The 25,837-nt window shown below is 65.6% G+C and carries 22 protein-coding genes; 11 read left to right on the top strand and 11 right to left on the bottom strand.

What is annotated here, in order from left to right; all coding sequences use genetic code 11:
• Window positions 1-93: 93 nt before the first annotated feature.
• Window positions 94-1,593 (top strand): M14-type cytosolic carboxypeptidase, encoded by a 1,500-nt coding sequence (locus IM816_RS13000; protein WP_250338405.1) that lies wholly within the window; start codon window positions 94-96, stop codon window positions 1,591-1,593.
• Window positions 1,594-1,661: 68 nt separating this feature from the next.
• Here the strand turns inward: IM816_RS13000 and IM816_RS12995 are convergent, their stop codons facing one another.
• Together IM816_RS12995 and IM816_RS12990 are read right to left on the bottom strand one after the other, a co-directional pair.
• The gene (locus IM816_RS12995; protein WP_250338404.1) at window positions 1,662-3,359 is read right to left on the bottom strand and encodes a proline--tRNA ligase; all 1,698 of its coding nucleotides are present in this window, start codon (window positions 3,357-3,359) and stop codon (window positions 1,662-1,664) included.
• Window positions 3,360-3,430: 71 nt separating this feature from the next.
• Complete coding sequence (locus tag IM816_RS12990) at window positions 3,431-3,841, bottom strand: DUF4124 domain-containing protein (protein WP_250338403.1); 411 nt, start codon at window positions 3,839-3,841, stop codon at window positions 3,431-3,433.
• 163 nt (window positions 3,842-4,004) lie between these two features.
• Between IM816_RS12990 and pssA the strand changes: the two genes are divergently transcribed.
• Genes pssA through rimI form a run of 3 tightly spaced genes read left to right on the top strand, consistent with a single transcriptional unit; the run spans window position 4,005 to window position 5,738 of the window.
• Window positions 4,005-4,790: a CDP-diacylglycerol--serine O-phosphatidyltransferase gene (gene pssA / locus IM816_RS12985; RefSeq protein ID WP_250338402.1), complete on the top strand. Its 786-nt coding sequence runs from the start codon at window positions 4,005-4,007 to the stop codon at window positions 4,788-4,790.
• Between the two features lie 5 nt (window positions 4,791-4,795).
• Entirely contained in the window at window positions 4,796-5,260 is a 465-nt protein-coding gene (locus IM816_RS12980) for a hypothetical protein (protein ID WP_250338401.1), read from the top strand.
• Window positions 5,261-5,264: 4 nt separating this feature from the next.
• A complete protein-coding gene (gene rimI, locus IM816_RS12975) occupies window positions 5,265-5,738 on the top strand; it encodes a ribosomal protein S18-alanine N-acetyltransferase (RefSeq protein ID WP_250338400.1) in 474 nt (157 codons plus the stop codon).
• A 15-nt stretch (window positions 5,739-5,753) separates the two neighbouring features.
• Here rimI and IM816_RS12970 read toward each other — a convergent pair whose 3' ends face one another.
• Together IM816_RS12970 and IM816_RS12965 are read right to left on the bottom strand one after the other, a co-directional pair.
• Entirely contained in the window at window positions 5,754-8,237 is a 2,484-nt protein-coding gene (locus IM816_RS12970; RefSeq protein ID WP_250338399.1) for an ABC transporter permease, read from the bottom strand.
• Entirely contained in the window at window positions 8,234-8,920 is a 687-nt protein-coding gene (locus tag IM816_RS12965; RefSeq protein ID WP_072321643.1) for an ABC transporter ATP-binding protein, read from the bottom strand. The genes IM816_RS12970 and IM816_RS12965 overlap by 4 nt, the downstream gene beginning before the upstream one ends.
• On the opposite strand from IM816_RS12965, the gene IM816_RS12960 reads away from it, so the two are divergent.
• The 3 genes from IM816_RS12960 (at window position 8,919) to IM816_RS12950 (ending at window position 11,395) form a co-directional block, all read left to right on the top strand.
• Entirely contained in the window at window positions 8,919-9,530 is a 612-nt protein-coding gene (locus IM816_RS12960; RefSeq protein WP_250338398.1) for an arylesterase, read from the top strand. The two genes, IM816_RS12965 and IM816_RS12960, sit on opposite strands and share 2 nt — an antisense overlap.
• A 117-nt stretch (window positions 9,531-9,647) precedes the next feature.
• Window positions 9,648-10,376 carry a response regulator transcription factor gene (locus tag IM816_RS12955; RefSeq protein WP_029213612.1) on the top strand — a complete coding sequence of 243 codons (729 nt, stop codon included), beginning with the start codon at window positions 9,648-9,650 and terminating at the stop codon, window positions 10,374-10,376.
• A gap of 89 nt (window positions 10,377-10,465) precedes the next feature.
• Entirely contained in the window at window positions 10,466-11,395 is a 930-nt protein-coding gene (locus IM816_RS12950; protein ID WP_250340758.1) for a sensor histidine kinase, read from the top strand.
• Between the two features lie 51 nt (window positions 11,396-11,446).
• On the opposite strand, the gene IM816_RS12945 is transcribed toward IM816_RS12950, so the two are convergent.
• The 5 genes from IM816_RS12945 to IM816_RS12925 are packed head-to-tail and all read right to left on the bottom strand — an operon-like array spanning window position 11,447 to window position 16,550.
• Window positions 11,447-11,932, bottom strand: a complete 486-nt coding sequence (locus IM816_RS12945) for a hypothetical protein (RefSeq protein ID WP_250338397.1) — start codon at window positions 11,930-11,932, stop codon at window positions 11,447-11,449.
• A complete protein-coding gene (locus IM816_RS12940; RefSeq protein WP_250338396.1) occupies window positions 11,932-13,104 on the bottom strand; it encodes an NHL repeat-containing protein in 1,173 nt (390 codons plus the stop codon). The genes IM816_RS12945 and IM816_RS12940 overlap by 1 nt, the downstream gene beginning before the upstream one ends.
• A gap of 2 nt (window positions 13,105-13,106) precedes the next feature.
• Window positions 13,107-13,685, bottom strand: a complete 579-nt coding sequence (locus IM816_RS12935) for a response regulator transcription factor (protein WP_250338395.1) — start codon at window positions 13,683-13,685, stop codon at window positions 13,107-13,109.
• Complete coding sequence (locus IM816_RS12930; RefSeq protein ID WP_250338394.1) at window positions 13,682-14,962, bottom strand: ATP-binding protein; 1,281 nt, start codon at window positions 14,960-14,962, stop codon at window positions 13,682-13,684. The genes IM816_RS12935 and IM816_RS12930 overlap by 4 nt, the downstream gene beginning before the upstream one ends.
• Window positions 14,963-15,014: 52 nt before the next feature.
• Window positions 15,015-16,550, bottom strand: a complete 1,536-nt coding sequence (locus IM816_RS12925) for a peptide MFS transporter (protein ID WP_250338393.1) — start codon at window positions 16,548-16,550, stop codon at window positions 15,015-15,017.
• 302 nt (window positions 16,551-16,852) lie between these two features.
• Here IM816_RS12925 and IM816_RS12920 point away from each other — a divergent pair, with 302 nt between their 5' ends.
• The 4 genes from IM816_RS12920 (at window position 16,853) to IM816_RS12905 (ending at window position 19,312) form a co-directional block, all read left to right on the top strand.
• Window positions 16,853-17,227, top strand: coding sequence for a diacylglycerol kinase (locus IM816_RS12920; RefSeq protein WP_250338392.1), 375 nt, complete (start codon window positions 16,853-16,855; stop codon window positions 17,225-17,227).
• Between the two features lie 68 nt (window positions 17,228-17,295).
• Entirely contained in the window at window positions 17,296-17,919 is a 624-nt protein-coding gene (locus IM816_RS12915; protein ID WP_072321636.1) for a LemA family protein, read from the top strand.
• Window positions 17,919-18,812, top strand: coding sequence for a TPM domain-containing protein (locus IM816_RS12910; protein ID WP_250338391.1), 894 nt, complete (start codon window positions 17,919-17,921; stop codon window positions 18,810-18,812). The genes IM816_RS12915 and IM816_RS12910 overlap by 1 nt, the downstream gene beginning before the upstream one ends.
• 5 nt (window positions 18,813-18,817) lie before the next feature.
• Entirely contained in the window at window positions 18,818-19,312 is a 495-nt protein-coding gene (locus IM816_RS12905; protein ID WP_345779949.1) for a TPM domain-containing protein, read from the top strand.
• Window positions 19,313-19,539: 227 nt separating this feature from the next.
• Here IM816_RS12905 and IM816_RS12900 read toward each other — a convergent pair whose 3' ends face one another.
• Together IM816_RS12900 and IM816_RS18760 are read right to left on the bottom strand one after the other, a co-directional pair.
• Window positions 19,540-22,560, bottom strand: coding sequence for a TonB-dependent receptor (locus IM816_RS12900; RefSeq protein ID WP_250338389.1), 3,021 nt, complete (start codon window positions 22,558-22,560; stop codon window positions 19,540-19,542).
• A gap of 303 nt (window positions 22,561-22,863) precedes the next feature.
• The gene (locus IM816_RS18760; RefSeq protein ID WP_305884055.1) at window positions 22,864-25,782 is read right to left on the bottom strand and encodes a TonB-dependent receptor domain-containing protein; all 2,919 of its coding nucleotides are present in this window, start codon (window positions 25,780-25,782) and stop codon (window positions 22,864-22,866) included.
• Between the last annotated feature and the right edge of the window lie 55 nt (window positions 25,783-25,837).

Genomic DNA, 25,837 nt, shown 5'->3' with positions numbered 1-25,837 from the left:
AGGCAATCATTGCTTACGGGCGAGGCCGGATTGTGCCTAATCGATTCGGTAATGTCAGCCACGTAATTCGCGTATTCGTCGATTTGTCATCCATTGCCGTCGTTCGTAAGGATTAATACTACACGATGCGGCGTAATGGCCTTATGTCGCCCGCAGTGCTCGCCCAAGAAAGTACGGAAACGTCATATTCAAGGGAATGCACCGATGAAATACCCCAGGGCCATGCTGACTCTAGCTGTCGCATTTTGCGCGACAACGAGTCATGCAACGACATTTCAGGCGAATTTTCCGTCGGGCAGTATCGGCGAGGTGACTCGCCTCGATGCCGACGGGCTTCACTGGCAGCTTGCCTTGCGCGACGACAACGATAACGCCGCGTTGCCCCATAAATTTCGCGCCTGGTGGTATGTGCGTGCGAACGACGTCAGTGTAACGAAGCCAATGACCCTGGCTTTCACGCGCATCGGCTGGAATTACGACTTCAGGCCGGTCTATTCCTACGACAACAAACGATGGCATTACTTCGAGGATGGCGAGGCCCGCTTCGAACCCGGATGCCGCATTGCGGAGCCGGACACGTGCCGCATGACGATCACAAAGGCATTCGACCGCCCCGTCGTCTGGATCGCTCGTACCTTTCCGTACACCTATGCCGACTTGCGGGCGTACTTGAGGAAATTCACATTTTCGCCGTATGTGAAACGGGTCGGCATAGGAAAATCGCCCATCCTTGGCAAGACCATTCCCGCCGTCAGAATCGCTTCGCCTCGGCAGGGACAGCGCCAGCGCATCGTTATCCATGCGCGTACCCACGCGGCGGAGACAGGGCCCAGCTACGTGGTCGAAGGGCTCATGAACGCATTGACCCGGAACGATGCGCTCGGGCAGCGACTACGGGATCGCTATGTCTTCGACATGGTCCCCATGCACAACATCGACGGTGTGCAACTTGGCAACTACCGCACCAACGGCAGCAGCCTCAATCTGGAAAACCGTTGGTTCATGGATAAGGCGGTGGCGTTTCCCATCAGCCTGCTGCCCGAGGCGCCAGAAGAAAACCAACAGCTCAACCGTGCGGTCTTCGCCCCTGCGGTAAGCGACCAGGAAACGCCGACCGTGCTCGCGCTCAACCTGCATGCATCGAACTCCGCACCGAACACGCAGGCGTTCTTCTTCCCGCACTTTGGCGGCGATCCGGCACGATACTCATCCGAGCAGAGCGCGTTGTGGCGAAAGCAGCTGTCGTTCATCCGGGCCGTCGCTTCCCATTACGACGGCCGCATCGAGCAGCCTCCTGCCGATGGAGGAGCTGGCTTCCTCAACTCAGCTTTCGTCGAATCGTGGTGGTGGCATCACCAGCAGGAACAGGTCAACGCGATTACCCTTGAGACGACCTACGGCCGGGCCGGCTTCGATCACTGGATCACCCAGGACGATCTGCGGCGATTGGGAGAGGCCTTGGCCCTGGCCATCGATGGCATGGATCGGCCCCATTCCCGTTCGGTGCGTTCGCTCGACGATCCTGCGCGGGCGAACGACGTTTTCCGCGAGCCGTTCAAGCCCGAAATCTACGAGAACGAGGCTGAGCACTGACCGACGTGCCTTCGATGACGAAGGCACCCATGCCAGAGCATCCCGTGGGACTTGGTTGACCGTTCGGGTCAGCCAAGCAGCCCGAACAGCTCCTCGCGTGTGACGTTGCGTGCTTCGGTTTCGTTGCGCGCGCGGTACTCGAACGTGCCACTTTCCAGACCACGGGCGCTGACCACGACACGATGCGGAATACCGATGAGTTCCATGTCCGCGAACATCGGGCCGGGGCGGAGGCCACGGTCGTCCAGCACCGTGTCGATGCCTTCCTGCGACAGCGACTGGTAGAGGGACTCTGCCGCTTCGGTCACGACGGGATCGTTCTTCGGGTTGATGACGCAGACCGCCACGCGCCAGGGCGCCATGGCTTCGGGCCAGACGATGCCGGCGTCGTCGTGGCGCTGTTCGATGGCGGCAGCGACGATGCGGCTGACGCCGATGCCGTAGCAGCCCATGTACATCGTGCGCATCTTGCCCTGGTCGTCGAGCACGCCTGCACCCATGGCCTCGGCGTACTTCTGGCCGAGCTGGAAGATGTGACCGACCTCGATGCCGCGTGCGAAGCGGATCGTGCCGCGCCCGTCGGGCGACGGGTCGCCCTCGACCACCTTGCGGATGTCCGCCACGCGGCTGATCTGCGCGTCGCGGCCCCAGTTGGTGCCGGTGTAGTGGGTGCCGTCCTGGTTGCCGCCGCAGACGAAGTCGGCGAGCACGGCCGCGCTGCGGTCGACGATGACGGGGATGTTTGCCGGCAGGCCCACGGGGCCGATGAAGCCCGGGCGCGTTCCCGTAGCGGCGAGGATCTCGTCCTCGCTGGCGAGTTCCGACTCGTCGGGCAGCTCGGGCAGGTGCGAAGCCTTGACCTCGTTCACCTCGTGATCGCCGCGCACACACAGCGCCACCAGGCCTTCACGGCCGCGGACAAGAATCGTCTTCACGGTGTGTGCGGCGGGGACGCCGAGGAGAGCGGTGACTTCCTCGATGGTCCGCTGCGTGGGCGTTGCCACGCGTGCCAGCTCGGCCGAGGGCGACGGACGCTCGATCGACGGGGCGAGGGCTTCGGCCTTCTCGATGTTCGCCGCGTACGGCGACGCATCGGAATAAGCGATGGCGTCTTCGCCGGAATCGGCGATGACCTGGAACTCATGGCTGGCGCTGCCACCGATGGCACCGGTATCGGCGTCCACGGCGCGGAATTCCAGGCCCAGGCGAGTGAAGATGCGCGAGTAGGCGTCGTACATCACCTTGTAGGTTTCGCCCAGGGACTCCGGCGTCACGTGGAAGGAGTAGGCGTCCTTCATCAGGAACTCGCGCGCACGCATCACGCCGAAGCGCGGGCGAATCTCGTCGCGGAACTTGGTCTGGATCTGAAAGAAGTTGAGCGGAAGCTGCTTGTAGCTCTTCAGCTCGTTGCGCGCGAAATCGGTGATGACTTCCTCGTGCGTCGGGCCATAGCAGAACTCCTGCTCCTTACGGTCCTTGATCTTCAGCAACTGGCCGCCGAACTTCTCCCAGCGGCCGGTTTCTTCCCACAGCTCGCGTGGCTGCACGGACGGCATCAGCATTTCGATGGCACCGGCGCGGAGCATCTCCTCGCGGACCGCAGCCTCCACCTTGCGCAAAACACGCAGGCCCAGCGGGGCCCAGGTGTACAGGCCGGAGGCGAGCTTGCGGATCATGCCCGCGCGCAACATCAGCTTGTGGCTGATGACTTCGGCGTCGGCAGGGACTTCCTTGACGGTGGCGAGGTGGAACTGGCTGAGGCGCATCGGCGAGCGGTCCGGACGGTAAAGGCGCGATTATAGGCCGTTTCGTCCATGCCGCCGCCGTGCGTCGGCGCTCAACTTCCGCAGTACAGGGTCATCTGCGCCTGCGTGGTCTTGATCTGGCTCTGCCGCTCGGCGTCGTCCACCTGCTTCATGCCGCCCTTGCCGTCGTCCATGGTCACGACCTTCTCGTTATTGAGGATCGTGAGGTTCTTACGCAGTTGCTCGCACAGCTTCTTCCGGTTCTCGGGCGTGTCGGTGTTCGCCGACGCGCCGTTCGACGGTGTCTTGGCCGCTGCGGCAGTGGATGCCGGAGCCGGTGCCTCGACCGTGCCGGAGGTCTTGATCTTCTCGTAGCGAACGTTGCCCGGCGGCGGGGCGTCGGCGTAATGGGTCACGCCCTGGGCGTCCTTCCACTTGTAGGCCTGGGCGAAGGCGAGCGGACAGGCCGTCACGAGGAGTGCGAGGACGAGGCAACGACGCATGGGCATTCCGCCGGTTGGGTTGGGTGGCGGCAACAAGTACCACCCGGCCGAGGGGCGCGCAAGCGACGGGGGGCGCGGTTCTTCGCCGAGGTGCGGGCGCGGGCCCGACTGACCGCCCGACGGCCACTGGGCTACACTGTCCGCCCATGTCACGGAATGGCCCATGAGCGATCCGATTCAAGTCCGGGGGCCGCGCCATCGCGGTATCTACCTGCTACCGAACCTGTTCACCACGGGCGCCATGTTCGCGGGTTTCTACGCGATCGTCTCCGCGATAGGCGGCCATTACGCTGTCGCGGCCCTGGCGGTATTCGTGGCGGGCATCCTCGACGGCATGGACGGGCGCGTCGCGCGCATGACCAACACCCAGAGCGAGTTCGGCGTGCAGTACGACTCGCTGTCGGACCTGGTGAGCTTCGGCCTCGCTCCTGCGCTGGTCATGTATACCTGGGCGCTGTCCTCGTTGGCCTCGTACGGACCGGTCTGGGGCAAGATCGGCTGGGCCGCCGCCTTCATCTACGCCGTATGCGCTGCGCTTCGCCTGGCCCGTTTCAACACCCAGGTCGGCGTGGCCGACAAACGTTACTTCCAGGGGTTGGCGAGCCCTGCGGCGGCCGGCCTCTGCATGTCGTTCGTCTGGACCATGGAAAAGTTCGACATCTCGGGCCCGTCGGTAGCGTTCTTCGCGCTTCCGCTGGCCGTGATCGCTGGCCTGCTGATGGTCAGCAACGTGCGCTACTACAGCTTCAAGGCATGGCCCAAGGGCGACCGGGTGCCCTTCATCTGGCTGATCGCGGCGGTGTTGATCGTCGTTCTGCTGCTCGTCGATACGGCCCGCGTGCTGTTCGCGGTGGCGGTGATCTACACGGTTTCCGGCCCCGTCATGACGCTGTGGGGCCGCGCCACCCGGCGTCGCCGCGCACGTCGTAACGCCAAGGCGGCGGACTGACTCGCATGGCTGCCGCCCCCGACCGCCGCCAGCGCCTGCTGGGTGCCATGGGCATCACGCCGTGGCGGCTGCGCGTGGGGGGCGTGGCGCCGGAGCCCGAGGTCGCGCCAGCCAATGACACCGCTCGTGGCGGTTCGGCGGTCTGCGTAGTCGTACTTCCCGCAGGATGCAGCGAGCGCGAGTTGGATCTCGTGGGTCGTGCGCTGCGTGCCTACGGCGCGGTGACGGGGCGCGCTGCGCGCCTGGAAGTCGGCGAACGCGGCTTGGGCGATGTTCCCGCGGCGCGGGCGTATCTCGTCTTCGGCGAAGCCCAGGCTCGCGCGCTCGGCCGGGATTTGCCTGCGGCGGTCATGAGTGCCGCGCAGATCGTGCTGGTGGATACACCTTCCGCGATCCTCGTCGAACCCGCCGCGAAGCGGCGCCTCTGGAACGGGCTCCGCGCGTTGGGGCCTACGCTTCGCGGCGCCTGACACCATGGTTGCCGTCGCCCATCCTTCCACCGAAGTGCGCGCGATGCGTCGCGAAGATCTGGACGCGGTCGTGGCGATCGAGCATGCCTCGTACGAATTCCCCTGGAGCGCCGGCATCTTTCGCGACTGCCTGCAGGCCGGTCACAACTGCTGGGTGATCGTCCACGACGGTGTCATCGCCGGCTACGGCATCCTTTCCGTGGCGGCGGGCGAAGCGCACGTGCTGAATCTGTGCGTCGGCGATGCCCACCGTGGCCTGGGTTTCGGGCGACGCATGTTGCGCCGCCTGCTCGATCTCGCGCGCTGGTATGGGGCGGAGCGCGTATTCCTCGAGGTGCGGCCGTCCAATCCGGTCGCCAAAGCCTTGTACGACTCGCTCGGTTTCGCCGAGATCGGCCGCCGGCCGGCGTATTACCCGGCCCGCGGCGGTCGCGAGGACGCCATCGTGATGGCGCTGGACATGCATCCTCGCGACTGAGTTGCCGACGGCTCGCTAGCCCTCGCGCAGCAGCGCCATCGGCGACGTACGCAGCACGCGCCGCGTGCCGTACAGGCCAATGATCATCACCACGAACGCCGCGAGCGCTGCCGCGCCGACGAGCGGCCAGAGCGGCGGTACGAAGCCCTCGATGCGGAACACCGCGTTACCGAGCCAGATGCCCGCGCCGGTCGCGCCGAGCGCGGCGGTGAGCCCGGCGACGAGACCGAGCAAGGCAAACTCGCAGGCCGCCGCCGCGCGAAGCTGGTTGCGCGTGGCGCCCAGCGTGCGCAGAAGAGCGGCCTCCTTGCGTCGCTCCTGCGCGCTGGCGGCGAGCGCGGCGGCGAGCACCAGCGCACCGGCAAGCAGGCTGAAGCCGAGCACCCAGCGCACCGCACCGCCGACACGGTCCACGATGTCGCGAACGCGATCGAGCAGGGCGTCCACGTCGATGAGGCTCAGGTTGCCGAAGTCGCGCGATACCTTCGCCAGCGCGTCGCCGCGACCGCGCGGCAGATAGAAGCTGGTCAGCCAGGTATGCGGCAGTTCGCTGGCATGAGCCGGGTCGAGCATCAGAAAGAAGTTCACCCGGAACGAACTCCAGTCCACCTGACGCACACTGCTCACGCGCGCGTCCAGCGTGCCTTCGCCCACCTCGAAACTCAGGGTGTCGCCCAGCTTCAACTGGTAGCGATCGCGCCACGATGTATCCACCGACACTTCGGCCTGCGCAGGCTTGGCGCCCGGCCATTGGCCAGCTACCACACGGTTGGACGGAGGCAGGTCCGTGCTCCAGGACAGGCGCAATTGACGGTCCGCATTGTCGCGCGCGTCGTCGTTGGCAAAGGCGATGCTGTCGATGGGCTTGCCGTTGATCGCGGTGAGCTTGCCCACCGCCAGCGGCATCATGTTCGCCTTCGTGGCGCCCAGCGAATCCAACGCATGCGTGAACGCCTCGCGCTGGTCGTCCTGCAGGTTCAGGGCGAACCAGTTTGGCGTGTCCGTCGGCAGTTCGCGACGCCAGCCATCGAGCAACGACGGTGCAATGACCGCGAGCAGGAGTAGCGCACAAAGTCCCAGCGACAAGGCCGTGGCCTGGACCAGCGACAATCCGCGTCGGCGGGCCAGCGCCGCCAGGCCAAGACGCAGGGCCGGATGCGCCCCCGGCGCCACGCGCCGTGCAATGACCAACAGCAGGGCCGAGAACAGCGCGGCGACCACTGCCACACCGGCCAGGCTCACGGCCAGGATGCCGGCGAGCTTCGCCGAGTCGGCCTGCACCCAGACCAGCGCGATGGCGGTGACGAGCGGGACGAGATAGAGCACGTCGAAGCGACGCACGCGCCGTTGCATCGATTCGCGGAACACCGCCACGGGCGGCACCTCCGCCAACCGTACGAGCGGTGGCAGGGCGAAGCCGGCGAGCACGGCCAGACCCATGGCTGCCGCGGCGAAGGCGGGGCCCAGCGGCAAGGTGGTCGGAATGTTGTCGAACAACTGCCGCGCGAAGTACCACGCGCCCTGCGCGAGAGCGAGCGCGATCGCCATGCCGAGTGCGGCCGCTGGCAAGGCCAGGGCAGCCAGCGTCGTCACCAGCAGCGCAGCGACGCGACGACGCGGTGTGCCCAGCGCGCGCAAGAGGGCGACCTCGCCAGCCTTGCGTCGCGCGTAGCGCGCCGCGGCGAGAGCGATCGCCACGCCTGCGAGCAGCGCCGAGAGCAGGGCGGTGAGGCGCAGGAATGAACTGGCGCGATCGAACGCCGTACGCATGCGCTCCTGCACCTTCTCCGGCGTGATCCATTCGCCGCCCTGAGGCAGCTTGATCTGTTCCGCTTCGGCGCGCCACGTTGCGACGGCGCCCTGCGGGCCGGAGACGAGCAGGCGATGCCGCGCGCGGCTGCCGACGGAGAGCAGCCCCGCCTCGGTGGCGTCGTCGAGATTCATCACGGCGCGCGGTGCCAGGGCGAACAGCTCACCGCCGTCGGGCTGGCGCAGCAGTTCGCCGGAAACCACGAGATCGCGGCCGCCGATCTGGAGGGTTTGCCCCGTGCGGATGCCCAGCCCCGTCAGGGCGCGGTGATCGAGGTACACCTGTCCACGCGCGGGGCCATGCGCCACGCGCTGGCCGCCCTGTGCGTCGCGTATTTCCAGCGTGCCCCGCAGGGGGTACGCGCCGTCGGTGGCGAGCACGTCGAGCAACTGGCTGCGATCGCCTACGAAGGACACACTGCGGAAGGTGGCGCCGCGCGTCGCGGCCAGATGGTCCGCCTTGGCGGACGCCAGCAGGGAATCCGGCAGCGGTGCGGGCGCTGAGACGCCGAGGTCGCCGCCGATCAATTCGGCCGCGCTGGCGAGTATGCCGCGCTCGATGCGGGTGGATAGGGTGGCGACCACGCCCAAGGCGATGACCGCGAGCACCAGCGACGCGGCCAGCGTGCGCAGTTCCACGAGGTGCCATTCGCGGCGCAGCGTGCGCCAGGCCAGCCGCGCGACGTTCACGCCGACACCCCGAGGCGACCTTCGTGCAGTTCGGCGGAGCGTGCGCAGCGCGCCGCGAGGCGGGGATCGTGGGTCACCAGGATCAATGTGGTGGCGTGCTGGCGGTTCATCTCGAACAGTAGATCGCCGATGTGCTCACCCGTGTGCTGGTCGAGGTTGCCGGTCGGTTCGTCGGCAAAGAGGATGCGCGGTCGGTGTACGAAGGCGCGCGCGAGTGCCACGCGCTGTTGTTCGCCACCGGATAGTTGCGCGGGGTAGTGGCGTCGGCGTGCCCCCAGGCCCACCGCTTCCAGCGCGGCCTGCGCGCGCTCGCGTGCCGTGTCGTCGCCCTCCAACTCCAGCGGGAGCATCACGTTTTCCTCGGCGGTGAGCGCGGCGAGCAGGTGAAAGGACTGAAACACGAAGCCGACCAGGCGTCGGCGGATGGCCGCACGGGCCTCTTCGTCCATGCGTTCGAGCGCCTGCCCGTCGATGCGGATGCTGCCCGCCGTGGGCACGTCGAGGCCGGCGAGCAGGCCGAGCAGTGTGGTCTTGCCAGACCCCGAGGCGCCGACGATGGCGAAGCTTTCTCCCTCGGTCACCGCCAGGTTCACGCCGGAAAGGATATCCAGGCGTCCCTCCGGACCGAAAACCGACTTGCTAACATCCGCCACTTCGAGAAGAACACGGGAAGAATCGCTCATGCGTCGTTGCCTGGTCCTGTTGCTGTTCGTCTGGTGCGCCATCGCCTCCGCGGCGGATACGCCGCGCAAGGTTCTGGTGCTCGGGGACTCGTTGTCGGCGGCGCACAACATTCCGGTGGAGGCCGGGTGGGTGCGTTTGCTGGACGCTCGCACAAGCAAGATGGCGACGCCATGGACGATGGTCAATGCCAGCATCAGCGGCGAGACGTCCTTGAGTGGCCGCAACCGCTTGCCGGCACTTCTGGCCAAGCAGCGGCCGCAGGTCGTGGTGATCGAGCTGGGTGCCAACGACGGCCTGCAAGGCCTGCCGCTGGGCAAGCTCGCGGAGAATCTCGACGCGATGATCGGGGCGGCCACCTCGGCGGGCGCCAAGGTGCTGCTGCTGGGGATCGAACTGCCGGTGAACTACGGCCCGCAATATCGTGATGGCTTGCGCAAGGTCTACCAGGACGCCGCGAAGAAGCACGGCGTGGCCCTCGTGCCTTTCCTGCTCGACGGCGTGGCGCTCGATCCGGCGCTGATGCAGGATGACGGGCTTCATCCCACGGCGGCCGGCGAGCCGCGGGTCGCGGAGAACGTGTGGAAAGCGCTTAGCCCGATGCTCGATTAGAAGACGCCACGTGCACGTACTCGTACTCAAAATGAACCTTCGTTTTCGGTCTTCACGCTGTTCTCACCGGTCCGACCGTTAACTCTTCACATTTGTGAATCACAGAGGAGTGGAGCGATGAGCACACGCGACGAACAGGCAGGGTTGATCCTTCTCGTCGAAGACAACCGCCAGATCGCCGAGATGGTCGGCGAGTTTCTGGAACGCCGGGGCTACTCGGTGGATTACGCTGCCGATGGCGTCAGCGGCCTGCATCTTGCCGTGTCCAACAGTTACGATGTCATCGTGCTGGACCTCATGCTTCCTGGCATGGATGGCCTCGATGTCTGCCGCAAGCTGCGCAAGGATGGCAAGAAGTCCACGCCGGTCCTGATGCTGACGGCGCGCGACACGCTGGAAGACAAGCTGGTCGGCCTGGAAGCCGGCGCCGACGATTACCTGGTGAAGCCCTTCGAAGTACGAGAACTCGAAGCCAGGTTGCGCGCTTTGATCCGCCGCGACCGCCGTCAGGTTTCCTCCGAGGTTCTCAATGTCGGCGATATGACGCTCGACACGGCCACGCTGCGCCTTACCCGCGGCGGCCAGGAACTCACCGTATCGCCGATCGGGCTGAAGCTCCTCGCGATCCTCATGCGCGAGTCGCCGCGGGTGGTCAGCCGCCGGGACATCGAGCGCGAGATCTGGGGCGACACGCTTCCCGATTCGGACACTCTTCGCTCGCACCTCTACAACCTGCGCCGCGTGATCGACAAGCCGTTTGATCGGCCTCTCCTGCATACGATTCACTCCGCAGGATATCGCCTGGCCGACCTCGATTCCGAAGTCGCCGCGTCGCAGACGGCATGAGGCGGGAGCAGCACCGGATCTAATCGATGGAAGGCAGGGCACCGCAGGGGACTCGCCGACGGCGCGGATCATTCCGTGTACGCGTGGCGATGGTCTTCGCATTGCAGACAGCCGTGATGATCATCGCGTCGCTGATGGCCGCCAACAACGTGGCGCCATTGGGCGCCGCGATCGCCATCATGTTGTGTTCGGGCGGACTCGCCTGGCTCGCCGTGTCGCGGGAATGGATTCCCGTGGCAGCGCTCGCGCGTCTATTGGAGGCATGGGATCCGGAGCGCCCCGACATTGATGGCCTGAGCCGTGAAGGCGGCAAGCAGTCGGACAACGACGTATCCACGCTGATCCGCGGACTGAGCGGGCTGGTGACGCGTATCGAGGGCTACAGCGAGCGAGAGCGCAATTTCACCCGCGACGCCAGCCACGAGCTACGCAGTCCGCTCACGGTCATCAAGATGTCCTCGGACATGCTTGCCGACGAGACGGAGATGTCGGAGTTCGGTCACCGCTCGCTGGAACGCATTCGCCGCTCCACGCGCGAGCTGGAAGCCTTGGTGGAAGCCTTCCTGATCCTCTCGCGCGAATCGGACCAGGGTCTGGCCGAAGAAGATTTCGTCGTCAATGCGGTCCTGCGACAGGAAGTGGAGTACGCGCGTGAATTGATTGCCGGCCGTCCCGTGGAGCTGGTATTCGACGAGCCGGCGAGCTTCGCGCTGCATGCATCGCCGCGTGTGTTCGCCGTGCTTTGCGGTCAGTTGATCCGCCATGCCCTGCAGCAGACCGACCAGGGCAGGATCGTGGTTACGGTGATGCCGGGCAGCGTGAGCGTGATCAATCCGGCGCTGGACACGCCGGAGGCAGGAAGCCGTCGACATGCGTCCGTGGACCGGCACGGCTTCGACCTCGCCATCGCACGTCGTCTCTCGGATCGCTTCCAGTGGCCGCTGGAATTGCGGGCACTCCCCGGCGCCAGCCGTATCGCCAGCGTACGTTTCCCGCATCCGCAGCCGATCGAGGCTTGAGTCGCTACCGGCGCAGTCCTTGGCGTGATGCGATCACGCCAAGGGGCGGCATCACTCCACAAGCTTTGCCACGCGCGCCGCATCCATAGCGCCGCTGACGGCCTTGCGCGAGCCGTCGGCCTTGATGGCGAGGGTCCGCGGGGTTTCGCCTCCCCAGTTGGGATCGATCAGGTAGTTGATCCGATCCGGTGTGGCGTCTGCATAGGCGCGCGACGGCACGGCGTCGAGTTTCGCTGCTTTCAGGCGGGCGGTCAGCGCGGTCGCCTGGTCGATGGTATCCGTCGCGACAAAAACGAGATCCATGTCGGGATGCGTGCGCTGGTAGGCGAGCAGGGCGGCAAGGTTCTGTTCGCAGTACGCACAATCCAGCGACCACAGCGCGATCACGCGTGCGCCCTTCGTCGGCGGGGCGACCAGCGTCGCCACGTCGGCTGGTCGCAGCGGCTGCGGAGGCGCAGCCCAGGTAGGCGATACGAGCACCGCGAGCAGCAGCGCGCAGACGACGCGACGTGCTTTCCCGCTGGCGCCGTATCGCATCACAACGCCTCCGTGGGAACGAGCCGGAAGGTGCCACCCGGGTTCCATGCCACGAACGCACGGTGTTGCCAGAGGACGAGCTTCGGCCAGCCCGATGCGCTTTCGGTGTGGGCGATGGCGCGAGGCTCGAAGAAGGTGGTGCCGCCATCGGTCGATACGCGCAACATCAGATCGAGACCGTTGGCGGACATCTGGTGATAGGCGATCCAAACCTGCTTGCCATCGACGGCCAGGTCCGCATGCGACGCACCCGCGCCGGCGATCGTGGCGAGGTGTGCCGGTGCTTTGCCCGGCTGCAACTGGCCGTACCAGATCACGGCCTTGCCGTCCGCTGCACTGAACCACACCGCATGCCGCACGCCTGTGCCGTCGACCGCGAGCGAGGGCCCATGATGCGGGCATCCCTCGATGTGCCATTGGGTGAAGGTGGCGCGTTGCACGTTCGGTGCGCTGCCATCCGTCGGCAGGGAAGCAAACGCGTGATCGCGGATGTTGTCGCCGTAGATCGCGCGGAAGAAGGCGTCGATGCTGCCATCGGGAGCGCGCGCCAGCGCGATCCGGCAGCACTCGCAGCTCTGGTCGACGATCTTGCGCTCGGGTACGAAATGGTCGCCGCGGTCGGAGGACCAGCTGTAGTAGGTTGCAGCGCCGAGATACGGTTTGCCCGAGGCCTTCGCGGCTTCGACGTCGCGCTTGTCGATCCAGGCCACGATCACGTTGCCATTGCCGTCGACCGCAAGCGCGTCGAAGCGATGGGTGATCTCGGCACGGTCCGTATGCACGGTCTTCGGAGCATCGAAATGTTCGCCGCCGTCGAGCGATCGGGAGAAGCGCACGAAGCCGGTCCACGGCAGCTTGCGCGGCTGCGACCAGGTGACGTAGAGCTCGTCTTTCGGTCCGAGCGCGATCTTGGGGCGATTCTCGCCTTCCGCGTAGAGCGGCTCGCCCGTGGGATTGACGATGGTGGACAGCGGAAAGCTGCGCCCCATGTCGTCGGACCGGCGCACGCGCACGTGCTCGCCCATTGTGTCGACGACCCAGAGGTGCCCTTGCGCATCGAGCGTCGCGTCGAAGCCGAGCGGCGTTTCGTGGCCCATCGCCATGCCGGCCATGTCGTGGGCGCCCGCAGCGGCGCAAACAAGGAGCAAAGCGAGGGCGATGAGTCGGCGCATGATCACTGGTCGGCAGGACGTTCGCGAACGGGGTGCTTGCTGAGCTTGCGCTGCAGCGTACGGCGATGCATGCCAAGGCGGCGTGCCGTTTCCGAGATATTGCCTTCGCATTCGGTGAGCACGCGCTGGATGTGCTCCCATTCGAGCCGGCGCAGGGGCAGTGGCGCGTCCGGTGCATCGACCAGATCGTCGGGCTCGGCGGAGCCGTCGCCATCGAGCAGCGCACGCACCACCGCATCCGCATCCACCGGCTTGGCGAGGTAGTCGTGCGCGCCGCGCTTGATCGCTTCCACGGCGGTCGCGATGGAGGCATAACCCGTGAGCAACAGCACGCGCATGTCCGGCACCAGCGCCTGCAGATCGGGGATGAGCCGCAAGCCGTTCTCGTCGCCCAGCTTCAGATCGAGTACGCAATAGCGCGGTTGATGGCGGCGTGCCAGGGCGCGGGCATCGTCTGCGTTGTCGCTGCTGATGACCTCGAAGCCGCGAGAGGTGAGCGCGCGGGCCAGTACACGGGCGAAGGTGGCATCGTCGTCGACGATCAGCAGCGGGCGGCCTGAGGGCGGGGCGAGCTCGTTCATGCGTGGTCTCCAATGACCGTAAGAGGTAGACGCAGGCGCATCTGCGCGCCATGGCCGGTGTTGCTGGCGGCGAGTTCGCCGTCGAGTCGTTCGGCGGTGGCTTCGGCGAGCGCAAGACCGATGCCCAGGCCCGTCGCCTTCTGCGACAGGCCGAGCGTGCCGAGTTCGTCGAACTCGTCGAAGCCGGGACCTTCGTCGGTGACGACGAGTTCCAGCCACGGCCCGACGATGCCCACGTGCAGGGACACCGCCGCACTGTCATTCAGCGCCGAGGCGTCGGCGGCGTTGTTCAGCAGGTTGATCAGCGCGTGACGCAGACCCGGTGGCGAGCGCAAGGCAATGCGACCCGCGCCGGGTTCGATCGCGAGGGTGACGTCGGCCTCGGGACGCAGCAGCTGGAACCGCTCCATGCAGCTGTGAATGAACTGGTCCAGCGTGATCCGTTCGGGCACCTGCGACAGCTGCGCCTGACCGAATGCCACCATCTCGCGAAGAATCGTGCGGCAGCGCTCGACCTGACCGTCGAGCAGGTCGAGATCTTCACCGAGCGCATTGTCGCTCGCATGCTCGCGCCGGATCTCCGGCAGCAACGTACGCATTGTCGACAGAGGGGTATTCAGCTCGTGCGCTGCTCCGGCCGCCTGGGTGGCGATGGCGAGAATGCCTTCGTCGCGCAGTGCGCGCTCGCGTACGCGCTGCACCTCGCTGTGCTGTACGCGAATCGCCTTGGCGAGATTGCTGATGAACACGCCGAGGAGGATCGCCATGATGACGAAGTTGACGCCCATGCCGGCCACGTAGAGATCGAAGTCGCGACTCTTGTCGCCGAGCGTCGGCAAGGGCAGGTGATAGGGCACCAGCAGGACGTAGGCCACGCCGGTAAGGATTGCGACCAGCGACACGCCCGGGATGGACAGCGCCGCCGCCGACAGTGCGATCGGTACCAGCAGCAGCGTTACGAACGGATTGGCTGCGCCGCCCGTGAAATAGAGCAGATAGCCGAGCACCAGCGTGTCGGCGGCGATGTGCACGATCGCTTCGCCCTCGCTGACCTTCCACGGCATGCCGAGGCGGAAAGACGCCGCTGCAGCGAACACAGCCAACACGCAGACGCCGATCATCAGCGGAAGCAGCGGTACGTCCAGCTTGAGCAGCGTGACGCAGGAAAGGATGGCCACGCTCTGGCCGGCGATGGCGCAGAGCCTCAGCCAGGCGAGCGTGCGGGCCAGTGCGAAGGGGCCGGAGCGTGCGGAGGGGTTATGCAAAGAATCGCTCACGGCAGGTTTCTCATGACGAAGGGCCGCTCCGTCGGGAGCGGCCCTCGCCGCATTACAGGTCTTCGTTGTGTACCGGGGGAACCGGCGGCACGTTGGCCAGCGCGTGGTTCAACGAAAGCTTCTTCATCAACGGCAGCATAGCGATCGCGATGGCCGTGCAACCGATGCCCACGAAGCCCAGCTTGTTGAACAGGCTGGTGTAGATCGCCAGCGATTGCAGCGGATCGGTGATGTCCTTGGGAATGGCGGCATAGTTCGCCACCACGCTGCCCATGTACTGCGACACGCCCGAAGCGACGTAGTAGGCACCCATCATGAAGCCACCCATGCGCGCCGGCACGTAGCGGGCAATCATGGCGAGGCCAAGGCCGCTGACCAGCACTTCGCCCAGCGAGTAGAAGCCGTAGCCCCAGACCATGTACCAGGACGAAATCGCGCCGTTCACCGCGGTGGTGGCGCCCAGGCCGTACATGAAGAAGCCGACGGCGACCGCGGCGAAACCGAGCGCGAACTTGGCGGCGACCGGGAAATCCTTGCCGTGCTTACCGAGGGAGTTGTAGATGCCCACCAGAATCGGCGAGAGGATCACGATCCAGATCGCGTTGAGCGACTGGAACTGCTCGGGAATCCAGCGGAAGATCTCGTAGCCGAAGATGCCGAACGACAGATCCACGTTGCGCTGCGCGAACAGATTCAGCGACGTCGACATCTGCTGATAGAAGATGAAGAAGAAGATCGTCTGGATCGTGAGCACCAGCGCCGCGACCAAGCCGGCGCGCTCGCCCGGTTCGCTGGAGCGGATGAGGTGCACGAAAATGCCGAGGATCACCACGCCCGCGGCGTAGACGCAGAGTTCGGCCACGCTCTGGTTCTGCAGGATGTAAGCGGAGGCGGCGATGATGGCGAGACTGCCGACGACCACGCCGAGGATGTTCTTCGCCTTCGGCGGATGGTTGTCGGGTTCCGAGCCGATGTGCGCCAGGGTGCGGCGCATGAAGTAGTAATTGATGAGGCCGAGGATGAGGCCGATGGAGCAGACGCCGAAGGCCGTATGCCAGCCCAGCGCGTCGCCGTAGTGCTCGCCGACGTAGTCGCGAATCCAGGGCGTCAGCAGCATCGAGATCGTCGAGCCGACGTTCACCGCCATGTAGTAGATGGTGAAGGCGCTGTCGATCTTGACGTCGTCGCCTTCGTAGATCTTGCGGACCAGGTTGCCGGCATTGGGCTTGAACAGGCCGTTGCCCAGAATGATCACGCCGAGTGCGAGGTACAGCGCGTACGTGCTGTTGGTCGGGATCCAGAGCAGGGCGTAGCCGATCATCAGGATCACGGCACCGCTGAGCATGGTGCGGCGCGAGCCGAGGAACTTGTCGCCGATCCAGCCGCCGATGGCGGGGGTGGCGTAGATCAGCGCGGAAGCCGCGCCCCAGACAAGGTTGGCGTCGACGTCGGCAAAGCCGAGCTTCTTCACCATGTAGGTGACCATCAACACCTGCATGCCGTAGAAGCCGAAGCGCTCCCACATTTCGATGAGGAAGACGGTGCTGAAGGACTTGGTCTGTGAAACGGGCGGGTTCTGGATTGCCATGTATTTTCCGGACGGATTGGAACAGTGAGCTAGGGTCGTAAAAAACCGCGCTCCCGTCGCCGTGACGCTGAACGGAGTCACAACCGTTCAAGCGTAATACAAATGCTCGGCTCGATTATGCTGCGGCGCCATAGGGGCGCGGCGATTCGCCACGGTCACCGGTGGCCTAAGCCGGATGCAAGGCCGGCTGTGGCATGATATCAGGCCGTTTCCAGCCCATAGCCGCCCTCATGCCGCAGCCCATGTCCGTTTCTTCCGCCGCAGCCTTCGGCTCGGCCCTGGCCTTGGCGGCCTGACTGCCCATGGCATCGAAGGTACGGCGCGGGCCCCGGCAGATCTACGCGGCCTTCCAATGGTCCATGAAGGGTCTGAGCGCCTGTTTTCGGCACGAGGCATCGTTCCGACTTGAGGTCTTTCTCGCCCTTGTCGTCGTGCCCCTCGGGCTCTGGGTGGGCCACGGACCGATCGAGAAGATCGTCCTCATCACTTTCCCGATGCTGGTGCTCTCCGCCGAGTTGCTCAACTCGGCCATCGAGGCCGTGGTGGACAAGGTCAGTCCCGAATTCCACGAATTGGCGGGCCGCGCCAAGGACATGGGCTCGGCGGCGGTATTCCTGCTGCTGGTGATGGTTATGGTGAGCTGGGCGCTGATTCTTGTCCCGCGCTTTCTGAGCTGAGGGGCGCCCGGTGGCGAGCCGCCGGTTTTAGGGTAAGTTGTTGCGGCATACCTCAAGGAATTGCCGCCATGAAGACACTCCTACGCACCTTCGCTCTCGTCCTTCTTGCCGGATTCCTGTCCGGCTGTGGCTACAACGCCATCCAGCGCGAGGACGAAGCGGTCAAGGCCGCCTGGTCCGAAGTACTCAACCAGTACCAGCGCCGCGCCGACCTGGTGCCCAACCTGGTCAACACCGTGAAGGGCTACGCGCAGCACGAAGAGCGCGTCTTGACCGAGGTGACCAACGCGCGTGCCAAGGTCGGCCAGACCCAGATCACGCCCGAGCTGCTCAACGATCCCGACGCCCTGGCGAAGTTCCAGGCCGCGCAGGGCCAGCTCAGCAGCGCGCTGTCCCGCCTGATGGTGGTCAGCGAGAACTATCCGCAGCTCAAGGCCGACGGCTCCTTCCGCGACCTGCAGGCGCAGCTCGAAGGTACGGAGAACCGCATCACCGTGGCGCGTAATCGCTACGTGGCGGCCGTGCAGAGCTACAACACCCTGATCCGCTCGTTCCCGAACAACCTGACCGCGAAGGTCATGGGATATAAGGTGAAGCCGAACTTCAGCGTGGAAAACGAGAAGGCGATTTCCACCGCCCCGACCGTCGACTTCGGCTCCACGCCAGCCCCGGCTTCCACGGCCGGCCGCTGATGGGTCGTCTTGCGGCAGCGCTGCTGTTCGCCGTCGTCCTCCTGGTCTCGCCCCTGGCGAGCCGGGCAGACGAGGCGGCGGTGCCCAAGCTCACCCGGCACGTCACCGACCTGACCGGTACGTTGACGACCGAGCAGGTCGCCCAGCTCGATGCGCGCCTCGTCGCGCTCGAAAAGGCGAAGGGCTCGCAGGTCGTGGTGCTGATGGTGCCGACTACCCAGCCCGACGACCTGGAAAGCTATTCGCTGAAGGTGGCCGAAGCGAACAAGGTGGGCAGGGAAGGGCCGGACGACGGCGTCCTCGTGCTGCTGGCAAAAAATGATCGCCGTGTGCGTATCGAGGTCGGCTATGGCCTGGAGGGCGCGCTGCCCGACGCTATCGCGTCGCGGATCATTCGCGAGTACATGGCGCCCAAGCTGCGTGCCAACGATTATTACGGCGGCATCGACGAGGCGTTGAATGCCATCACCCAGATCGTGCAGGGCGAGGCCTTGCCTGCGCCGGTCACACCGGACGAGAGTCACGAGCGTCGCCGTGGCGGTGGCGGCAGCCTGCTGCTGCCGTTGATCTTCGGTTTCATCTTCTTGCGCGGCATCCTCGGCCGCGCGCCGCTGGGATTGCGCATGCCGCTCGGTGGCGCCGTTGCCGGAGGCCTGGGCTGGCTGCTCATGGGCTCGCTCTTCGGCGGCGTGATCGGTCTGGTTGCCGGTGCGCTCGTCATGGCCATTCCCCTCGGTGCCGGCCGCTCGATCGGCGGTGGTGGCTGGGGTGGTTTCGGTGGCTGGGGTGGCGGCGGCTTCGGTGGCGGCGGTGGTTTCGGCGGAGGCGGCGGTGGCGGCTTCAGCGGAGGCGGCGGCAGCTTCGGTGGCGGCGGCGCGTCGGGGAACTGGTGATGGACATGCAACGGATCATGGCAAACCTGTTCGGCGCGTGGTTCCAGATGGGACGGCAGTTCCCACCCGCTACGCTCGACGCCATCGCCAGGACGGTCGCGGAAGGCGAGGATGCCCATCGCGGCGAGTTGCGTGTGGCGATCGAATCGCGCTTGCCGGTGTCTGCCGTGATGGCAGGCATGACGGCCCGCGATCGCGCGGCACTGCTGTTCTCGCATCTGCGCGTGTGGGATACCGAAGAGAACTGCGGCGTACTGCTTTACGTGCTGCTGGCGGAACACCGCATCGAGATCGTCGTGGATCGCGGTATCGGAAGAGCGGTCGCGACGACAGAGTGGGAAGCCATTACCGCGCACATGCGCGACGCGTTTGCACAGGGACGTTTCCGCGAAGCGGTAGAAACGGGCGTGGCCGAAGCCGGTGCGCTGCTGGCGCGGCATTTCCCCGGCAACGGACAGCCGCGCGAGAACGAGCTGCCGGATCGTCCGCTGATTCTCTAGCACCGCGGCGGTGTTGTGGGAGCCGCCATGGCGGCGAGGAAACTTGCCGGTGGGAGCCAGCCTGCTGGCGATGGGGCCTTCCTCACCGCTACACCGCTTCGTTGGCTTTTCGCCACCAGGGTGGCTCCCACCTTAGCTCCGTCGGCGACTCCCAAAAGGCCCAAAAAAAGGGCCGCCCGATGGGCGGCCCTTTTGCGTTGGCGTCGCGGCTGCGACGCCGCAGCGTCTTACAGACTGAAGTCGTACTGGACCATCAGACGGATGTAGCGCGGCGTCTGGTAGTAGGTCGGCACGCGGTAGGTCGTGCCGTAGTACGTCTGATCCGCGCCGTTCTCGCCGATTTCGTTGATCGCGATCGGCTTGTCGTTGTTGAAGGCGTTGATCAGGTCCAGCTGCATCGTCAGGCCCTTGGCGTATGCCGGGGTGTAGACGACGTTCGGGCTGAGCGTCCAGGTCCACGGCAGGCGCTTGGCCCGGCCACGGCCCGAGATCTTGCCTTCGCAGTAGAAGAACTCGGAGTTGTAGCTCGGGATGCCACCGACGGTCTCGTCGCCGCCACCGAAGCAGCTGGTCGGACGACCCGATTCAAGCAGACCGTTTACACCCACCGACCATTCCGGCGTGATCTTGTAGCCACCGTAGATCTTGAAGCTGTGGCGACGATCGTTCGGCAGGTAGCCGGTGGCGCCGGTCATCAGTTCCGGGTAATCGAACGCGCTGGTCGTACCGGTGTCGTCCTGACCGTTGTCGGACTTGACCAGGCCTTCCGTGTTGCCACGGTTCTTCGACCAGGTGTACGACGCATTGACGTACCACTTGTCGGTGGCCTTCTCGGCCGACAGCGTGACGGATTCGTACGTGCGCTTGGCCTTCTCGCCGAACGCCTTGCCCGGAATGGTGACGTTGCGCAGCACGCCGCTGCCGTCGAGATCGACGTCCACGGAGACCTTGCTGCCCGGGTTGTAGATGAAGCAACCCGGCATGGTGGCCGGCGGCGTGAACTGGTCGCCGTTCGCGTCCATGTCGAGGCCGATCGACTTGCCGTACGCGTAGAACGGACGCCAGTCGCAGGTGTCGTCGATCGCGTTGTTGAGCTTGCGGTAGGTCGCCTTCGCGCCGACCACCCAGTCGTTGAGGAAGTCGTTGTCGCTGGTGATGCGGTGCTGGAAGCCGAGGATGTATTCATCCTGCGAGTACGGCTTGAGATCCTTCGTGGCGACCGAGCGCGGGTCCGGCGTGCTGCCGTTCTCGCCGTTGACGATCGACTGGCCGGTCAGCGGGGCGCCGAGGGTCGGCACGCCCGTCACCGGGTCGATGCCCGTGTACGAGAAGTTCTGGATCGTGTAGTACGACGCGGTGGCGGCGCGCAGGGCGACGTTGGCCGCGATCGGCAGCGAGTAGCGGCCGGCCGTACCGAAGATCTTCGTGGTGGAATCGCCGAACAGATCCCACGAGAAGCCCAGGCGCGGCTGCCAGATGTTGCCCTGGCGGACGAAGTTCTCGGCGGCACCGTTCTTGTTGTTGAACGAGTCGTTGCGCACGCCGATGTAGGCGAGGAACTTGTCGCTGACCTGCCAGTTGTCCTGCAGGTACCAGGACTTCTGATCGACCGCGACCGAACCACCGGTGCGGTAGTTGTACAGCGAGACGTAATCGCGTCCCGCCGCGTTCGTGCGGTAGTAGTACAGCGCGCCACCGGCATAGCTCTGGCCGGCGTCGGACGACCACTTCTCGCGCGAGAAGCCGCCCGCCAGGTCGTGGTCGCCGATCTTCCAGTCGAGGTCGATGCGGTAGGCCGTGCGCTGGTCTTCGCCGTTGAAGCGGTCGATGGTGCTGTCGAGGTAGCACGAGCGAACCGGTGCGGTGGCGCCGCTCAGGGTGCTGGAGCGACGGTCGATCACGTACGGGCAACCGGAGTTGGCGCCGTTGATGTCGCCGTTGTACTTGGTCACCGTGCCGTCGGCGCTGACGTAGTCCGAAGAGTTCTTGCTCTTCATCTTGCCCCACTGGGCGGACAGGGTCAGGTCATCGGTCAGGTAGCTGGTGTACTTGAAGACGTTGATGTCGCCACCGGTCTTCACGTGACGACGGCCCAGGTAATCGTCGGTAAACGGCTTGCCGTCAGCGTCGATCTGGGAGTCGTAGTAACGATTCGTGGTGTGCTTGGTGTTGTTCATCCCCGTCCACTCGAGGATGTTCGAATCGTTGATGTTCCAGTCCATCTTGATCAGATAGAACGGATCGCTGTACGTGTTGCGCTGCGCGGCGGCCGACGACGTGGCGCCCGGGTAGTTGGTCTCCGTTTCGCGATGCGACTGGAAGATGCCGTAGAAGAACAGCTTGTCCTTCACCAGCGCGCCACCGAGCCACGCCGAGTAGACGTTGTCGTTGTCGTTGTTCTTCTGGTACGTGCGGTAGAGGTTGCCGTCCTTCGTGTACGTGGTCGGCTGCTGCTCGCGACCCCATGCCGGCGTGTAGACCCAGCTGGCGCCGCCCTTCCACTCGTTGGTGCCGCGCTTGGTGATGACCGAGGTCACGCCGCCGGTCGAGAAGCCGTACTGCGCGCCGTAGCCGCCAGTCTGCACGTCGAGCTGCTGGATGGCCTGGAACGGCACTTCCGAGAACGACAGGTTGTTGTACAGGTTGGTGACGTTGAAGCCGTTGACGTAGTAGCTGTTCTCCGCGACCGACGCGCCGCCGAACGAGGGCAGGTTGCCGAAGCGGGAGTCGCCCTTGGTCGTGCCCGGCGTCAGCGCGGCCACGTCGACGACGTTGCGCGGCACGGGCAGGCTGTTGAGCTGGTCGGCGGTGAAGCTGGTGCGCGACTCGACCGAAGCGACGTCGATCGCGGCGAGGGCGTTAGCGGACACGGTGACCGTGTCGAGTGCCTGCGCGCTGGCGTCCGACGCGGCGGGCGCGGCGAAGTTGACCTGCGCCGACTGGCCGGCGACGACGTTGATGTCGCGGCTGGAAACGGTCTGGCCGTTCTGCTGCACGTTGATGCGATAGCTGCCGATCGGCAGCGACGAGGCGCGGTAGCGGCCGTCTTCACCCACGGTGACGGTGCGCGTGGCGCCCGAGCCGAGGTTCTGGATCTGGATCGTCTGGGTGGCGGCAGCGCTACCGTAGATGTCGCCGACGGTGCTCTGCGCATACGCGGTGCCCGCGATGAGGCAGGCGCCCAGCGCCGAGACGAGGGCGGTGCGCTTCAGCACGCGCGAACGCGTGAGCAGGGTGGTGCTTGTCATGAGGTCAAAGTCTCCCTGGCCCTGCACTGCGGCAAGGCTGAACAGCTTGTAGTAGCGCCGCGAAGGGCGCCCGTTGTGGGGGTTTAACTGGGTTTGGATGTGGGGACATCCACGTCGCGCCAACCCGAAAGCGTGAAACGACGTAACGGGAACATAACGCGGCAGTCACGCTACTGCAAGAACTTGAGAATGATTCCCATCGGTTCTTGCGAGCGGTTTTGCTCGTGATAAACCGGGGATTTCGTCACCGCGGTATGAGGGCGAAGGCGCTGCGGCCCCGTAGGAACGTGCGTTGCGTCCGTGTCAGAAGCGCTGCTGGTAGCCGACGTAGTAGTAGCGGTCGACATCGAACGCAGGATCGTACGGGGGGCTTCCGCCGCCCGCGCTGGACACGTTGTAGTAGAGCGGGCCACGGCGTCCGAAGATGTTGTTGACGCCGACGCGGAAGTTGCCGTTCCACGGTGCCTGCCAGCGCAACTGGAGATCGTGGAAGGCCACGCCGCCCTTGCGGCTGACGCCGGTCGCGCCGGTCAGCGCGTTGCTCTCCGCGGGCCGATTGCACTCGACGTCCGCCGACCAGCAGGCGTCCTTCAGACCCGAGAAGAAGCGCGTGGTCCAGGTCGCGCCGAAACGGCGCCACGACCAGTCGAGCGACAGGTTGGAACGCACGCGGTAAAGCCCCTGCACCCCATTCATGTAACCCGCGAGGTGGCGGGGCGCTGCGCCCGGGCTGCTCACCTGCGTGTAGTCACTGAGATAGGTGCTGTCCGAGAGCAGAGTGAATTCGCCGAGGCGCGTCTCCGGAAAGCGGTAGTGCATGCCGAGATCGTAGCCCTCGGTGCGCAACGAACCGAGGTTGGCGAGGCTCTCGTCGAGCTGCACGATCTCGCCGCTGGCAGCACGCGTGAAACGGCCGCACCAGGTGGGGTCGTTGCGTACGTAGCAGAAATTCAGAATATCGCCCGCGAGGATCGGCGTGATGACGTCCCGGATGTCCACCTTGTAGTAATCGAGTGTGACGTCGAGGCCTTCGATATAGCTGGGACTGTAGACGAGGCCGGCGGTGCGGGTGATCGAAGTCTCGGGCTTCAGCAGCGGATTCGCGCCTGTGCGGAAGGCGACCGGATTCTGCCCGCCGGTCGCCGAGGCGATCTGCGCGCCGGACTGATCGACTTGACGATAGCCCGCCGGTACGCCACCGGCGGTGCAGCGCGCGCGAACGGTGGCATCGCTGGCGGCGGCACCGTAGGCGCTGTCGCAAGGATCGACGAAGCTCTCGAAGGTCTCGCTCGATCCAGCGTAGAGATCCGCGACCGTCGGTGCGCGGAAGCCTTCGGCATAGGTGGCCCGCAGCAGCAGATCGTCGAACGGCTTCCAGCGCAGGCTGTACTTGGTGTTGGTGCGTCCACCGAACGCGGAGTAATGGGAGTAACGCGTGGATGCATTCACTGCCACCTCGCGTGCCAGCGGCAGGTCCGCGAGCAGGGGCACGTCGAATTCGAGATAGGCCTCGTTGGCGATATAGCCACCGTCGGTGGGATCGCTGGCGAGTTGGGTGGTGAGCCCGGCGGAGTCCGCGGCGTCGGGTTCATAACGGCCATGCTCGCGGCGATGCTCGACGCCGCCAGCCACGCGCAAGGTACCGGCCGGCAGGTCCAGCAGGCCACCGGTGAGATTCGCGACGACGTCGTTGGTCCGCGTCGTCTGCCGTGCGGTGGAGGTCGAAGCAACGTAGTTCCACACCGCATCCGGTGTGCCACCGGGGCCGGCGAGGATGTTCCAGGGCACGCAGCCCGCGGCGCGATCGGCGGCATCGGCGCACGCTACGCGGCCGTCGATGACGGTAGTCGGACCGAGTGCCTTGCGCGCGTTCACGAGATCGATGTTGCCGGAGGTGACCCGGCTGGCTCGCGTCTCGGAATACGCGTAGGTGAGGTCCCAGTTCCACGCATGATCCAGCCACTGGAAGCTTCCCTCGGCGCCGCCGTCCGCGTGGAAGGTCTTGCTCTTGGCCCAGCTCACGCGCGGCAGTTCGGTGGTGCGCCGGAAGAACGAGGTGGCGTAACCGGGGAAGGGGTTGTACGCGTTGTCGGGATCGATGCTCAGACCATCGCTGCGTCCCGAACTGCTCTGCAACGGATAACCGGCGCTCTGGCTGCGCGTGTCGCGCACGCCATAGCTGGCCATGCCGCGCAGTGCCACGTCGTCGGTGAGGTTGTAGCGTCCGGTGCCGAACAGGTTGCGCAGCTTGCTGCCCGAACGGAACGTCATGTCCTGGGTGGTGGCGTACTTGTCTGCGTTGTCGTTGACGTCGTACGGGTGATAGTTGGCGAGGTCGGCGGTATCGCCCACCATGCCGCCGGGATGATTCACCACGTAGCGATTGGCGTCCCACGTGCCGCCCGGCGCGTAGCTACCGGCAGCGGGCGTGCCGGCCGGTCGCGGGTCCACCACGCCGCCATACGGACCCATGCCGAAGCCGGCATCGGGATGGCGCGGGCCGTATGGGCTGCGGGTCAGGGCGCGCTTGTCGTCACGGAGTGCATCGGCGTCTTCGTAGGTGGCACCGAGGATGAGCGACGCGCGCTCCGTGCTCTTGCCCCAGGTGAAGCTGCCATTTTTCTGTGTGCCGTCGCCGTGGCCATTCACGCCGTAGAGGACATCGGCGGACGCGCCTTCGAAGCGATCGGTGGTCAGGATGTTGATCACGCCGCCGATGGCGTCGGAACCGTAGATGGAGGACGCGCCATCTTTCAGCACCTCGATGCGTTCGACGATGGCGACGGGAATGGTCGAGAGGTCGGTCAGCCCGCCCAGGCTCGTCGTCCAGCGACGGCCATTGACCAGCACGAGCGTGCGTACCGCGCCGAGCTGGCGCAGGTTGGCATAGCGGCCGCCCGCGTCGGTGCCGGAAGAGAGCGTGTCCTGGGGGGTGATTTCCGCGGTACCGGCGGAAGGCATGCGAGCGACGATGTCGCCGAGGTTGGTCAAGCCGGTGGCACGGATCGCCTGGCGATCCATCGTGAATACAGGCTGGGCAGTTTCGACATCGGTGCCGCGAATGCGCGACCCGGTCACGGTCACGTTGACCGGCGCGAGCATCTGCGCCGGAGAGGCGGCCTCTTGTGCATGAACCACACCGGACATGGCGGCCATGAGCGCGGCGGCCAGCGCGATCCGTCGTCGCGCGACGTCGCGGCTGTGCCCGGTACTGACGTGCATCCTCAAGCCTCCCAATCCCCCGCCATGCCCCATCCGGGCCTGACGATCACGCGAC

Origin of the sequence: Luteibacter flocculans (assembly GCF_023612255.1) — a bacterium.
In the GTDB taxonomy this organism is placed as follows: domain Bacteria; phylum Pseudomonadota; class Gammaproteobacteria; order Xanthomonadales; family Rhodanobacteraceae; genus Luteibacter; species Luteibacter flocculans.
The sequence above is the reverse complement of the archived record's forward strand: the minus strand, read 5'-3'. Positions and strand labels throughout refer to the sequence as shown.

Excerpts from the sequence above, each read along its gene's own strand:
- IM816_RS12995 (WP_250338404.1), bottom strand. The coding sequence starts at position 3,359 with ATGCGCCTCAGCCAGTTCCACCTCGCCACCGTCAAGGAAGTCCCTGCC.
- IM816_RS12990 (WP_250338403.1), bottom strand. The coding sequence starts at position 3,841 with ATGCGTCGTTGCCTCGTCCTCGCACTCCTCGTGACGGCCTGTCCGCTC.
- pssA (WP_250338402.1), top strand. The coding sequence starts at position 4,005 with ATGAGCGATCCGATTCAAGTCCGGGGGCCGCGCCATCGCGGTATCTAC.
- IM816_RS12980 (WP_250338401.1), top strand. The coding sequence starts at position 4,796 with ATGGCTGCCGCCCCCGACCGCCGCCAGCGCCTGCTGGGTGCCATGGGC.
- rimI (WP_250338400.1), top strand. The coding sequence starts at position 5,265 with ATGGTTGCCGTCGCCCATCCTTCCACCGAAGTGCGCGCGATGCGTCGC.
- IM816_RS12960 (WP_250338398.1), top strand. The coding sequence starts at position 8,919 with ATGCGTCGTTGCCTGGTCCTGTTGCTGTTCGTCTGGTGCGCCATCGCC.
- IM816_RS12965 (WP_072321643.1), bottom strand. The coding sequence starts at position 8,920 with ATGAGCGATTCTTCCCGTGTTCTTCTCGAAGTGGCGGATGTTAGCAAG.
- IM816_RS12955 (WP_029213612.1), top strand. The coding sequence starts at position 9,648 with ATGAGCACACGCGACGAACAGGCAGGGTTGATCCTTCTCGTCGAAGAC.
- IM816_RS12950 (WP_250340758.1), top strand. The coding sequence starts at position 10,466 with ATGGTCTTCGCATTGCAGACAGCCGTGATGATCATCGCGTCGCTGATG.
- IM816_RS12945 (WP_250338397.1), bottom strand. The coding sequence starts at position 11,932 with ATGCGATACGGCGCCAGCGGGAAAGCACGTCGCGTCGTCTGCGCGCTG.
- IM816_RS12940 (WP_250338396.1), bottom strand. The coding sequence starts at position 13,104 with ATGCGCCGACTCATCGCCCTCGCTTTGCTCCTTGTTTGCGCCGCTGCG.
- IM816_RS12935 (WP_250338395.1), bottom strand. The coding sequence starts at position 13,685 with ATGAACGAGCTCGCCCCGCCCTCAGGCCGCCCGCTGCTGATCGTCGAC.
- IM816_RS12925 (WP_250338393.1), bottom strand. The coding sequence starts at position 16,550 with ATGGCAATCCAGAACCCGCCCGTTTCACAGACCAAGTCCTTCAGCACC.
- IM816_RS12920 (WP_250338392.1), top strand. The coding sequence starts at position 16,853 with ATGGCATCGAAGGTACGGCGCGGGCCCCGGCAGATCTACGCGGCCTTC.
- IM816_RS12915 (WP_072321636.1), top strand. The coding sequence starts at position 17,296 with ATGAAGACACTCCTACGCACCTTCGCTCTCGTCCTTCTTGCCGGATTC.
- IM816_RS12910 (WP_250338391.1), top strand. The coding sequence starts at position 17,919 with ATGGGTCGTCTTGCGGCAGCGCTGCTGTTCGCCGTCGTCCTCCTGGTC.
- IM816_RS12905 (WP_345779949.1), top strand. The coding sequence starts at position 18,818 with ATGCAACGGATCATGGCAAACCTGTTCGGCGCGTGGTTCCAGATGGGA.
- IM816_RS12900 (WP_250338389.1), bottom strand. The coding sequence starts at position 22,560 with ATGACAAGCACCACCCTGCTCACGCGTTCGCGCGTGCTGAAGCGCACC.
- IM816_RS18760 (WP_305884055.1), bottom strand. The coding sequence starts at position 25,782 with ATGCACGTCAGTACCGGGCACAGCCGCGACGTCGCGCGACGACGGATC.